We start from the raw sequence: 12,389 nt of genomic DNA, 5'->3' as shown, positions 1-12,389 counted from the left end.
TGGCGCTGGTCAGCGCTACACGCCACGGCTGGTTGATGCGGTCGAGCGCGGCCGTGCCGATGCTGCGAAACCAGCAGCCGTCATCGTAGGAAATCAGTGGCAGCGGTTCGGCCTCTCTCTGGTTGGACATCGCGCCATCGGCTGGCCCGATCCAGCCGACAGGGACCGTCGCGATATCGCTCCTGTACGCCGCCGCAGGCGCGGCGCCATCGTCCCAGGCGACAGCAAGGTCGAGACGGCCCATGCCGATGCGCTCCATCAGCTCGCCCTTGCGTCCGACACGCGCTTCGATCCTGACTTTGGGGTGGGCGCGGGCAAAGCGTCCCAGCACCTTCGGCAACAGCACCTCGCCGAAATCTTCCTGCATGCCGATCCGGATGATTCCCTCCGCCGCCAGGCCCTGCACGGCGATCGCGGCCTCGTCATTGAGATCGAGCAGGCGCCGCGCGTAGGACAGCATGGTCTCTCCCGCTTCGGTGAGGGCAAGGCCACGCCCGGCCTTACGGAAGATCGCCGTGCCGGCCTGATCCTCGAGCTTCCTGATCTGCGCGCTGACCGCCGAGGTCGAGCGGCCGAGCCGATCGGCGGCCTTGGCGAAACTGCCGAGCTCCATGCCGGTGACGAAACTGCGCAGCACTTCCAGATCGAAAGCGGGTCTGGCCATCCAGCGTCCTGAATTTCAGGATTAAACGTCCTGAACTATCTGATTATCCGGACGATTGTCGCGCGGTATGGAAGATCGGTCAAGATCATCAGCGCCACCGGGATGTTCCATGTCCGTGCAGGAAGAAACGGCCACCAGCACCGTCGCGTCAGACGCGCCGCGTGTTCTCACGACAAGTCTCACACCAAGGTTCACACCAACTCACCGCTGGAAAGTGCTTGGCGTCGGCTTTGCCGCCAATGCCAGCTTTGCCGCTGCGTTTTCCGGGCTTCCGACCACCGCGGTGTTGATGCGCGCCGACTATCATCTGCAGATCACCGATCTCGGCATGATCCTCGGCGCCATGGGACTGGGGGTCGCGCTCAGCGAACTGCCGTGGGGACTGCTCACCGACAAGCTCGGCGATCGCCGGGTCCTGCTCTCGGGCCTCGGACTGACGGGTGTGCTGCTGGCGCTGATGGCGGTGTTCGTCTCGCCATCTCCTGGACATATCCCGTCACCACTGATGCTCGGCGCCAGTCTGGTGCTGGTCGGCCTGATCGGCGGCAGCGTCAACGGATCGAGTGGCCGCGCCATCATGGCCTGGTTCAGGGAAGGCGAGCGCGGTCTTGCTATGAGCATTCGGCAAGTCGCGCTGCCAGGCGGCGGGGCGATCGGTGCGGTAATCCTGCCATCGCTCGCGGCCGTTGCAGGATTCCGCGCGGTGTATGGTGTGCTCGCTGCGCTCTGTCTCATCACCACTGCGTTCGTGTGGTTATGGTTGCACGAGCCCGGCGCCGCGGCCGGGGGCTCGCCGCGGCAGCCAATCGCACCAGTGCCCAGCGCGATTGGTCCGCTGCGCAACGCACAGGTATGGCGAACGGTGCTCGGCCTTGGTGCATTGTGCATTCCGCAGATCGCTGTGCTGACCTTCGCTGCCGTTTTCCTTCACGACGTTGGACATCTCAGCGTGATGGAGATCAGTGCTGGCATCGTGACGGTGCAGATCGGTGCTGCGATCGGCCGCGTGTGGAGCGGCCATTTCACGGACCGGAAAAAGAACCGCCGCTCGTTCATGAAGGGCTGTGCGATCATGACCGCGGCGATCTACGCCGTGCTCGGGCTTTTCGTCGCGATGGCTGCGCATGCCCCGGTGCATAGCGAGGTGTTCCTGCCGCTGGCGGTCGTCACCCTGGTCATCGGCGGCATCGTGGCCTCCTGCTGGAACGGCATCGCGTTCACGGAATTGGCGACGGTTGCCGGAATGAGCCATGTCGGAACGGCTCTTGGCCTCGGCAATACGTTTGCGTTCGGCGCCTATTTCGTCACGCCGCTGGCGATTCCAGCGGTGCTCGCGTGGCTTGGCTGGGTCGGCGTCTGGCTGGTCGCGGCAGGCTGTGCCGGACTGGCGTTCCTGCTGTTTCCGCCGTCGCCGAAGGAAGGGCGGAGTGCATGACGGCGCCGCGAGCGCTGCGATCAGGCACGCCCGATTTCGGCGAGCCCAGGCGACGTCCGGCCGATCAGCATGGCGAGCCGCGCGGCGAGCAGTTTCACCACCAGCGACGGAGGGTAGCCGGGATGGTTCGGCATGTCGCTCGGCAGCACGACGTCGTCGCGCTTGAAGCGCGTGCAGATTCGCATCTGCGGCCGCGGCGCGTTTTCGCCGAGACGTGTGTGGTAGACTGAAACCCAGTGGGGCCCGCGATCGAAGTTCACGAGCATCGCGGTATTGCAGCAGCTCGCGACCACGCGATTGGTAGGTGAGCGCTCCCTGAGCTTGTAGCTCGTCAACCTGGCGTGGCCGCGCGTGCAGGTCACACGGTCATTGCGATAGAGCACGTAGGAGGTGCCGCCATCGGTCTCGGCGACGCCGGAGGCGTTGGGCAGGGCCTCGATCTGCTGCGCACCCCGCTGGCAGTCGCGGCAGTAGCAGATGCTGCAGGCAATGGGGGCGCCGAAGACGGTCACGTCGACGCATCCGCAGGCGCAGGAGGCGGTTAGCTTCGGCTGGGGCATCGATCGGTTCCGTTCTGATCGGCCGGCATGGCGGTACGGTCGCGGCGTGGACGTCGACTGCAGCTCTGGCCGGCTCGCGCAGCGATTCCCGCGGCGGAACGCAGCGTCTCGGAAGGCATGCGTGTCACCGTCGCAGCCTGCTGGCGCGATTCGCACGGTCTGAAGGAATGAAGGGAAGGGTGGCGGAGACAAAGGGTGGCGGAGACAGAGGGATTCGAACCCTCGATAGGGCTTTACAACCCTATAACGGTTTAGCAAACCGCCGCCTTCAGCCACTCGGCCATATCTCCGTTATGGCTGCATATGCCCGACAGACGCGGCATCTGCAAGTCGGAGATTGCGCGACCCACGTCTTAATTGTGGGATGCCCCTGTTCGATTTGCGTCGCCATTCCATGGCGTTGGCCTGGAAGACAGCAGCAGGCGCCGCGCGGTGTTCTCCGCCGCATTGGTTTCCGCGCGCGACGGAACCTGCGCTCAGGTTCCCGCCGGGTTTCTCGTCCGTTGCAGGCGGAGTGGTGCCATGATGCCTGCGCGGATCCCCGGCGGGCGGGTTCCACCGCACGCGAGCGCTCTGCAGGCGGCCTTGATTTGCCACCGGTGCAGCCGCCTTGTGCCGCGAATCCGCCGGTCCGATTCGTCCCGGCAAAGCTCCGAGGCCGCACGAGCGGCGGAGGGCCGGATTGTGGCGCAAACGCAGCCGCAAAAAAGACGTCTGGAAATCAATATATAAATCAGAGGCTTGCAAGCCTCGCGCGGTCACGACTGCGTGTTATTTGTGCAACACATCTCCAAAAACGGCGGCACTGGGCCGTTTGTAGGGCGGTCCTTTGTTGCCTGTGCAGAGGCGTTGGGTAATTGTCGTCCTGCGACGGAGGGGGGCATCCCGAGGTCGTCCCGTCTAGATGTTTCGCTGAAGTCCCTCGCGTTATGCGGGAGTGTCCGAAAGCGCGAGGCAACAAGGCGGTCAGCGGGGACAGGGAACCATCACCTGAGTGTTTTTGAGCACGACGGAATTGGAACTCTCCCTATAGAGCAAACTTGGAGGTTTACATGAAGATGGTTAAGAGCCTTATGCTCGGCACCGCGGCGGGCTTCGTCGCGCTGACCGGAGCGCAGGCGGCCGATCTTCCCGTCAAGGCCAAAGCGGTCGAGTACGTGAAGATCTGCTCCCTCTACGGCGCGGGCTTCTACTACATCCCCGGCACCGACACCTGCATCCGCATCGGCGGCGCTCTGCGCTTGGATACGGCGTTCAATGGCACCACCTACGACGTGCCGTTCTGGCAGGGCAGCACCGGTGGCGCGAACTCTTACAACCGCAACTACTTCACGACGCGCGAGCGTCTGAACCTGTTCATCGACACGCGCACCGCGACTGAATACGGTGTCGTTCGTACCTACGCCAACCTGCAGTTCGACTTCGCGCAGGGCCGCGAGAGCATCGCGGGCGGCTACATGGAGAACGACTTCCTGTTCATCCAGTTCGCCGGCTTCACCTTCGGTAAGGCCGTGTCGCAGTTCGACCCGCAGTGGGCGCTGGCCAAGCCGTGGATCGCCTCGGGCGTGCTCGGCGGCTCGAACAACGCCACCGGTATCCCGCAGTTGGCCTACACCGCCTCGTTCGGCAACGGCGTGTCGGCGACGATCTCGCTCGAAGACGCCCAGCCCTACCGTTCTGCTGGCGTCGTGAACGCGACCGCTGGGTTCCTGGCTCCGTTCGGCGCTGCGACCCTTGGCTACGGCACGACTGCGAACACGTTCGGCGGCAACGTCCAGACCGGCGACCACGTGCCGGATATCGTCGCCAACCTGCGCCTCGACCAAGCTTGGGGTTCGCTGCACTTCGGCGCTGCCGCGCATGAAGTTCACGGCACCTACTACACTGCCGCCAACAGCGACACTGGTCATCCGTCGTCGGCCTGGGGCTATGCCTTCACCGGTGCTTTCGAGCTGAAGAACCTGCCGACCGGTATCGGCGACAGCCTGAAGGTTGAAGCCAGCTACGCCAAGGGTGCTGCCAAGTACGTCTGGGGCGGCACGGTCGACACCTCTGGTGGTGGTCGCTTTGCCAAGATCGGCACCGGCGCGGGCACCGCGGGCAGCATGGCGTTCGGCTATGTGCTCGACGGCGTGTACTCGGGCACCAACTCGGCCAACGGCTCGAGCATCGACCTGAGCTCGGCGTGGGAAGTGAGCGCCTATTACGAGCATTACTGGACCCCGGCGTGGCGGACCTCGGTGTACGGTTCGTACACCTCGATCAACTACGGCTCGGCCGGCAACGCGGCGCTGCTCGCGGCGTTCAACAACCCGACCTCTGCCCTCGCGTTCGTGGGCAGTGCCGGCACTGGCAACTTCAACTTCGCGGTTGCCCAGGTTGGTACGCGCACGGCCTGGACCCCGGTGCAGAACCTGACTCTGTCGGCTGAGTTCACCTACAGCCGGCTGATTCAGAACCAGAACGGCCTCCTGGTCGCCAATACTGCTGCCACGATCCCGGGCGTTGCCACTGGCAACACCTTCGAGATGAAGAACCAGAACCTGTTCAACGGCGCGGTTCAGATCCTCCGCAGCTTCTGATCGTCTGACGATCATCAAGCTCGAACCCCCGGCGGTCTCCGCCGGGGGTTTTTCTTTGCCTGTTTCTGTCTGACGATGACATCGGCATCGGCGCAAGCTGCGTCTCGCCGATGCTTGCGACGGGCGGCAGCAATCCTTGCCGGTGCCTGTTTTGTTTTGAAAGCGGAAGGGCAGACGCTGCGCGCGGCTGCGCGTCAGGCCGGTATGACGAGATGGTCAGGACGCTGACCGGCACGCTGGCGCTGCACCATCGCGACAAACGCCGCCTCGAGATGGCGGGTGAACAGCGCGGTGTCGAACAGCGGTGTCGTCAGGCGGTTGCCGGCCAGTTTGTCCCTGAGCGCCGCGAGGCGCAGCGGATCGCGTGCCAACGCGATGGCGAGGGCTTCGTAGTCGTCGAGGCTGGTCGTGATCAGCTCCGGCAGGCCGATGGCGTCCAGCAGGCTGGCGGCGACACGGCCGGCGAATGTCGTGCCCCGGCAGGTCAGCAGCGGCAGGCCGGCCCACAGCGCGTCGCTCGCCGTGGTGTGGGCGTTGTAGGGCAGCGTATCGAGGAACAGGTCGGCGCAGCGGTGGCGGCCGAGATGCTCCGCCGACGGCAGGCGTTCGGCGAAGACGATGCGTGATGGTGCGATGCCTTGCGCCTCCGCCTCGCGCCGCAGGTTGGCGGCCGCAAGCGGATGATCGGCGAGCAGCCACAGCACGCTGCCGTCGACCGCGGAGAGGATCCGCATCCAGCGCGCGAACATATCCGGCGTGATCTTATAGGCGTTGTTGAAGCAGCAGAACACGACGCCACTCTCGGGCAGTCCGGATGTGATGCGCGAGGCGCTATCAATGGCGATCGGGCGCGCGCGGTCGGTCGCCTGGTAGCTGTGCGGCAGCGTGATCACCTTCTCGCTGTAGAATGCGCGCTCGCTGTCCGGCAGCACATGGCGGTCGGCGATGATGTAGTCCATGAATGGCGCCCCCAAAGTGCCGGGGAAGCCGAGATAGTTGACCTGTAGCGGCGCGGCTCGCCGCGCGAACACCCGGTTGCGCTCGTCGCCGAAAAAGCCGTTGAGATTGACCAGCACGTCGATGCCCGCGGCGCGGATTGCGGCGACGGCTTGTGGATCGTCAAGACCGCGGACGGGCAGGACGCGGTGCACCGCACGCTCGATCCGTCCGCGCGTGTCGCTGCCGTCGTCCCAGCCGTTGTCGATGGCGGTGATCTCGAAGCGCGCGCTGTCGTGATGCTCCAGCACACCGACCAGCAGCAATGACGTCGCCTGCTGGCGGAATTCGCCGGAGAGATAGCCGATGCGTAGCCGGCCGTCCGCCGCGGGGGCGGGCACGACGGCCTCGCTGGCAATCGTCGGATAGCGTGTGGCCGAGAACAGTACAGCGCATTGCTGCAGGCTCAGCGATGAGGTCGCAAGGCCCTGCCAGCCGAACGGCTCGATCGCCGGTTTGCCGGCGGCGAGATCGCGCGTCACCTCGGCGGTCAGCGCGGCGACACCGTCCCAGTCGCAGGCCAGCATCTTCTCATGCAGCAGGCTGCCTTTGAGAAACGGCAGCTCCGGTGCGATCTGCAGGGCGGCGGTGTACGCGCGCACCGCTTCGTCATGGCGCTGCACGCGATGCAATACGTGGCCCTGGCCGAACCACGCCTCGGCGAGGCGCGGCTGCAAAGCCAGCGCCCCGGCATAGGCTGCGAGCGCGGCCTCGTATTGCCGCGTATCGGCGAGCGCCTTGCCCTTGTTGCAGAGCGCGCCGGCGTGACGGGGATTGATCGCGAGGGCGCGCTCGAAATCGGCGAGTGCGCCGGCATGATCTTTCAGCTCGTTGCGAACCGTGCCGCTGTTATTCCAGGTGTCGGCGTTGGCAGCGTTGAGAGCCAGCGCTTCACGGAATCGCACGAGCGCTTCTTCCGGCCGTCCCAGCGCCTTCAGCACGAGCCCGTAGTTGTAGAAGGTGGCGTCGGATGTCGCGTTGAGCTTCAGCGCCGTCTGCAGATAGGGCTCGGCCTCGCGATATTTCTTCTGCGCGCTCAGCACCACGGCGAGCACATTGAGGCCGCCGGGATGGCGTGGTTCCTTGCGCAACAGCTGGCGCAGCGCGCGTTCGGCGTCCTCAAAGCGGCCCTGCTGGAAGGCGGCGAGCGCGCGCTGAAACAGTTCGGACGGAGGAGCCATCGGGCGCGGCCGTAGCGTCTTACGCGGCCACGCTGGCGGCGCGGTCGCAGACGCCGCAGAACGCGCCAATGCGTGTGATGCTCAGCGCATCGGCGAGCAGCGGTGCGTGCCCCTGGTCGGCGATCTCGACGAGATCGAGGTCGGGGCGGCGCGCCGCCATGGCCCGCACGGTGTCGCGGCTGAGCAGGTCGGAGAGGGCGCCGTGCACCAGCATCAACGGATGGGGCTGCAGCGCGTCGAAGGCCTCCCACAGCGGCGGCAGCGGCGTTTCCGGCGTCAGCGCGGCAAGCGTTTCGCCGAGTGCTGGATCGTAGGTCTGCTCGAGGCGGCCGTCACGCTCACGCCAGGCGCGGCGCGCCCAGGCGAGCCAGTCGTCGTCGCCGAGGTTCGGAAAGTCGCGGCCGAACATTGCCTTCGTGCCGCGTGCGGCGTCGTCCCAGGACGCCGGCACCGGCCGCGCCCCGACATAGCTCTTGATCCGCAGCAGGCCGGTCATCTCGATCACCGGGCCGATGTCGTTGAGAACGGCGCCGGCGAGCAGCGGCGAGGCCGTCGCCGCCATGGTCATGGCGATCAGGCCGCCGCGCGAGGTGCCGGCGATGATTGCCCGGTCGATGCCGAGGTGGGCCGCGACCGCGAGCACATCCCCCATCTCGATGGGCACGGCGTAGTTGGCGATATTGGCGTCGTAGCTGGACAGGCCGCGGCCGCGATAGTCGATGGCGACCACACGGCGCGGCGCCTGCGTGTCGCCGGCGAGCGCCTGCGCCAGCACGTCGAAGTCGGCGGTGGTGCGGGTCAGCCCCGGCAGGCACAGCACCGGCAACAGGCCGGGGTGGGGGCCGTTCGCGGACATGGTCTCGCGGGCGTGCAGCTTCAGGCCATCGGCCGACACGCAGAACACATCACGGGACTGAACGGGCATGGGCGAGGGGATCTCGGAGAGGGGCGCTTGCCCCACTCTATTCCACCCCGGCGCCCCGGCGCAAATCGGCCTCGATCTGCAGGCGCGAGCCGCCACCGAAGCGCGCGCGGTAGACCTGCAGGTTCTCCATCACCCGCTGCACGTAGTTGCGGGTTTCTGAGAACGGGATCAGTTCGACCCAGTCGACGGCATCGACCTTGGGATCGCGCGGATCGCCGTAGCGCTCAATCCACTTGCGTACGCTGCCGCGGCCGGCGTTGTAGCCGGCGAAGGTCAGGATGTAGGAGCCGCGATAGTCGTCGATCAGCCCGCCGAGTTCAGCGGCCCCGAGGGTGGCGTTGTAGGACGGGTCCGACATCAGGCGGCGCTGGTCAAAGCTCTCGCCGTACTTCTTGGTAACATACTTGCCGGCGGCCGGCGTGACCTGCAGCAGGCCGATCGCGTTGGCGCTGGAGACGACCTTCGGGTTGAAGGCGCTTTCCTGGCGCGCGATCGCAAACACCACGCTGCGCTCGACGTCGGGCCCGATGGTGCGGTAGCGCGGAATACCGGACACGGGGTAGGCATAATGGTCGAACGGCAGGCCACGGTTCAGCGCCGCCTTGCCGACCAGCAGCATGCCGCGCGCGTCGTCGTTGCGCTGGGCGAGCTCGCACAGCGCCGCCAGGGCCTCGGGATCTTCGGCCCGCTCGCCCATGTCAGCCAGGATCGGCACCGCGATCTCACCTTCGCCGAGAGCGTAGAGCAGCTCGACCGCACGCACGACCTCCAGGCGGTCGGCGCCGCGCGAGCGTGGCGGCGCTTCGCGCAGGCCAAGCTGCGGCAGGCCGAGCTTGGCGCGTGCGAGCTGGCCATAGTAGCTGGTCGACTGTGCCGCAGCCGACTGATAGGCGGCGCGCGCCTCCTGGCTGCGGCCCATGGCTTCTGCCGCGCGGCCCTGCCAGTAGCCGGCGCGGGCGAGGGCGGTCGGGTTGCTGCTGCCGACGCCGATGCGGGCGAAGTGCTGGGCGGCAGTGGCCGGGTCGTTGAGAAAGCGCAGCGCGATCCAGCCGGCGGTGAATTCCTGTTCGGTCTTGTAGATGTCGCGCGCCGGCAGCGCCGCGTCGCGGGCAATGAGATAGGCGCTGCGGTTATCGCCGGTATCGAGCAGCTTGCGGGCGAGGAGACGCCGCTCGACCCACCACTCGTCGAGGTTGACGAGGCGAGCCGGATCGCGCGGCGCAGCGAGCATCAACTGCGCGGCCTCGGCGAAATTCTCGTCACGCCGCAACTGCTGGATGCGGCTGAAGACGAAGCCGGGATCGCCATGCAGTTCGCGCGGCACCGCGTCGAGCATCGCCTTGGCGTTGGCCGCCTTGCGGTTGGAGGCGAGGCGGGCCCGTGCCAGCGCGACATAGGCGGCGCCGAGGCGCTGGGCGGCGCGCAGCGCGGTGTCGGCGTCGTTGGCATAGAGCGCCCAATCCATGCGCGCCTTGTGGTCGCCGCCGGAGATGAATGCGCCGAACATGTCGAGCGCGGTGGCTTCGGTGTCGCCGGACATGGCGTCGTTGCGCCAGGCGTCGCGCACCAACTGCTCGGCGCCACGACGGTCGCCGCGGCCGATGAGCACGCGGGCAAGGGCCAGCTTGCCCTTGGCAGACAGCGGCTCCTCGCTGGAGAACCAGGCGGCGACAGCCGCGTCGTCGCGCTTGTCATCCCACAGCGCAGCCTCGCCGCGGCGGCGCAAGAAGGTCAGGCTCGGCCAGCTCGGATTGGCGACGATGAAGGCGCGGTAGCGTTCGGCCGGGACGCCGTTGTTGTCGCTGCGCAGGATGATCCACTCGGCGAGCTTGCGCGCCACCGGATCACCGATGGAGGCCGCGATCTGGCTCGCACCGGCGGGATCCTTCTTGCTGCGGATCTGTTCGATGACGTTCTCGACCGCTTCGGCATCGGCCTGCGGCGTCGAGGCGCTCGCCGACATCGCGAGCGGCGCGCCGCGCTTGCGCGGGGCCGGTGCGGCGCGTGCGGCGGACTGGGCGGGCGTGATTGTCGCAGGCGCGTTTTTTTCCGCTTCGACCTTGGTGGGGGTCGCCTGCGGCACGGTGCTGGTGCGCGTCACCGGTCGGGGCCTGGGCAGCGGCACCGCGGACGCCGCGTCGCACAGCAACGGGGCGGCACACACCAGCAAGGTGGCGGCGAGAAGACGCGCGCGATGGCGGGACAGAACGAGGGATTGCGGGGCGGATGCACGGGCCAATGGCGTCACCTTGAGCCTCAATGGCGAATCACGCTTACGCTCTCAGGGAACGTTGTATTTCATTGAGTTTTTCGACAAAACATTAAATATGTTAGCATGTCGTTATCGCCTCGCACCGCGGCGAAATCACGGCCTTGCCGGGCGTCCTTCACTGGCATAGACCCGGTTCCAGAGCCGGCCCGGCTCCCGGGCCTGAATTCAACCTGCAATTGATGAAGCCGCCAAAAACGGCCGGAGAAAGATGATGGCTGCCAAGACGAATTTTCGGGGGTCCTACACCGCGTTGGTCACGCCGTTCAAAAATGGCGCGCTCGACGAGGCGGGCTTCCGCGCGTTCGTGAACTGGCAGATCGAAGAGGGAACCCATGGCCTCGTTCCGGTGGGCACCACCGGCGAGAGCCCGACCGTGAGCCATGACGAGCATCGCCGCGTGGTCGAGTGGTGCATCAGCGAGGCCAAGGGCCGCGTGCCGGTGATCGCCGGTGCGGGCTCCAACAGCACCGCGGAAGCGATCGAGCTCGCCCGCCATGCAGAAGGCGCCGGCGCCGACGGCGTGCTGGTGGTGACGCCCTACTACAACAAGCCGACCCAGGAGGGCCTCTACCAGCACTTCAAGGCGATCAACGACGCCATCGGCATTCCGATCATCATCTACAACATTCCCGGGCGTTCGGTGATCGACATGTCGGTCGATACCATGAAGCGGCTGTTCGATCTCAAGAACATCACCGGCGTGAAGGATGCGACCGCGAGCCCGGTGCGGGTGTCGCAGCAGCGTGCCGCACTCGGCGAGGACTTCAACCAGCTTTCGGGCGAGGACGCCACCGCGCTGGCTTTCAACGCCCACGGCGGCCACGGCTGCATCTCGGTGACCTCCAATGTCGCGCCGCGGCTGTGCTCGGAATTCCAGCTCGCCTGCCAGCGCGGCGACTATGCCGAGGCGCTGAAGCTGCAGGACAAACTGATGCCGCTGCACACCAACCTGTTCATCGAGACCAACCCGTCGCCGGCGAAGTACGCGCTGTCGCTGCTCGGCAAGATGAGCGCCGACGTGCGCCTGCCGATGGTTCCGGTGTCGGATGCGACCAAGGCGGCGGTGCGCAGCGCCATGGTCCACGCTGGGCTGCTCAATTGAGGCGAGGATACAGTACCTCTCGTCTTTTGATTTTTCATACATTACAATGGCTTGAGGTCGGATCTGGCAGTCCGGCCTGAAGCTTCGGCATGGAACCCGGCAAAACCGGATACCGTTTTTTTCGATGATGTTTTACGGTTTCGCTCACGGCGCGGAAGTGGTTCGCGTCGGTGAGACCGTGACAGGGAGGCCTGCCCGTGCTGAAGGAATTTCGTGAGTTCGCCATGAAAGGCAATGTCGTCGACCTCGCGGTCGGCGTCATCATCGGTGCGGCGTTCGGCGCCATCGTCAACTCGATGGTCGGCGACGTCATCATGCCGATCATTGGTGCCATCACCGGCGGGCTCGACTTCTCCAACTACTTCACGGCACTGTCGGCCAAAGTCACCGCCACCAACCTCGCGGACGCCAAGAAGCAGGGCGCCGTGCTGGCCTGGGGCAGCTTCCTGACGCTGGTGCTGAACTTCCTGATCATCGCCTTCGTGCTGTTCGTCGTCGTCCGCTTCATGAACAAGCTGAAGCGGCAGGAGGCGCCCGCAGCGCCGGCCGGTCCGACCAAGGACCAGGAACTGCTGACCGAAATTCGCGACCTGCTGAAGCAGAAAGCCTGAACGACGGCTCGCCCCGACAGAGTGGCGGATGCGGGCCGTGAGCGTCCGCATCCCGTCCGGA

General features: G+C 66.2%; 9 protein-coding genes and 1 tRNA gene (1 of these 10 running past the window's edge). 4 read left to right on the top strand and 6 right to left on the bottom strand.

The features are described 5' to 3' along the window. Positions 1-664: the 5' portion of a LysR substrate-binding domain-containing protein gene (locus tag JQ639_RS19755; RefSeq protein ID WP_211970674.1), read on the bottom strand. It extends 221 nt beyond the left edge of the window; 664 of the gene's 885 nt are visible here — the first part of the coding sequence; it begins with the start codon at positions 662-664; its stop codon lies off the left edge, out of view. A 109-nt stretch (positions 665-773) separates the two neighbouring features. Between JQ639_RS19755 and JQ639_RS19750 the strand changes: the two genes are divergently transcribed. Further along, a complete protein-coding gene (locus tag JQ639_RS19750) occupies positions 774-2,099 on the top strand; it encodes an MFS transporter (protein ID WP_211970673.1) in 1,326 nt (441 codons plus the stop codon). Between the two features lie 20 nt (positions 2,100-2,119). Here the strand turns inward: JQ639_RS19750 and JQ639_RS19745 are convergent, their stop codons facing one another. Both JQ639_RS19745 and JQ639_RS19740 read right to left on the bottom strand, forming a co-directional pair. Beyond that, positions 2,120-2,659, bottom strand: a complete 540-nt coding sequence (locus JQ639_RS19745; RefSeq protein WP_211970672.1) for a GFA family protein — start codon at positions 2,657-2,659, stop codon at positions 2,120-2,122. A 196-nt stretch (positions 2,660-2,855) separates the two neighbouring features. Then, positions 2,856-2,949: transfer RNA gene (locus JQ639_RS19740), tRNA-Ser, on the bottom strand. 762 nt (positions 2,950-3,711) lie between these two features. On the opposite strand from JQ639_RS19740, the gene JQ639_RS19735 reads away from it, so the two are divergent. Next, positions 3,712-5,241 carry a porin gene (locus JQ639_RS19735; protein WP_211970671.1) on the top strand — a complete coding sequence of 510 codons (1,530 nt, stop codon included), beginning with the start codon at positions 3,712-3,714 and terminating at the stop codon, positions 5,239-5,241. Positions 5,242-5,435: 194 nt separating this feature from the next. Here JQ639_RS19735 and JQ639_RS19730 read toward each other — a convergent pair whose 3' ends face one another. From JQ639_RS19730 to JQ639_RS19720, 3 genes are read right to left on the bottom strand one after another with little or no spacing between them, the layout of a single operon-like run. Then, on the bottom strand, positions 5,436-7,418 hold the full coding sequence (locus JQ639_RS19730) for an O-linked N-acetylglucosamine transferase, SPINDLY family protein (RefSeq protein ID WP_211970670.1): 1,983 nt from the start codon (positions 7,416-7,418) through the stop codon (positions 5,436-5,438). A gap of 19 nt (positions 7,419-7,437) precedes the next feature. Continuing rightward, on the bottom strand, positions 7,438-8,343 hold the full coding sequence (locus JQ639_RS19725) for an alpha/beta fold hydrolase (protein WP_211970669.1): 906 nt from the start codon (positions 8,341-8,343) through the stop codon (positions 7,438-7,440). A 37-nt stretch (positions 8,344-8,380) separates the two neighbouring features. After that, positions 8,381-10,591: a lytic transglycosylase domain-containing protein gene (locus tag JQ639_RS19720; RefSeq protein ID WP_211970668.1), complete on the bottom strand. Its 2,211-nt coding sequence runs from the start codon at positions 10,589-10,591 to the stop codon at positions 8,381-8,383. Positions 10,592-10,826: 235 nt separating this feature from the next. Between JQ639_RS19720 and dapA the strand changes: the two genes are divergently transcribed. Together dapA and mscL are read left to right on the top strand one after the other, a co-directional pair. Next, a complete protein-coding gene (dapA, locus tag JQ639_RS19715) occupies positions 10,827-11,717 on the top strand; it encodes a 4-hydroxy-tetrahydrodipicolinate synthase (protein WP_211970667.1) in 891 nt (296 codons plus the stop codon). 197 nt (positions 11,718-11,914) lie between these two features. Beyond that, positions 11,915-12,328, top strand: a complete 414-nt coding sequence (mscL, locus tag JQ639_RS19710; protein WP_211970666.1) for a large conductance mechanosensitive channel protein MscL — start codon at positions 11,915-11,917, stop codon at positions 12,326-12,328. The last annotated feature ends 61 nt before the right edge of the window (positions 12,329-12,389 follow it).

This window comes from Bradyrhizobium sp. U87765 SZCCT0048, from assembly GCF_018131225.1.
In the GTDB taxonomy this organism is placed as follows: Bacteria; Pseudomonadota; Alphaproteobacteria; order Rhizobiales; family Xanthobacteraceae; genus Bradyrhizobium_A.
The sequence above is the reverse complement of the archived record's forward strand: the minus strand, read 5'-3'. Positions and strand labels throughout refer to the sequence as shown.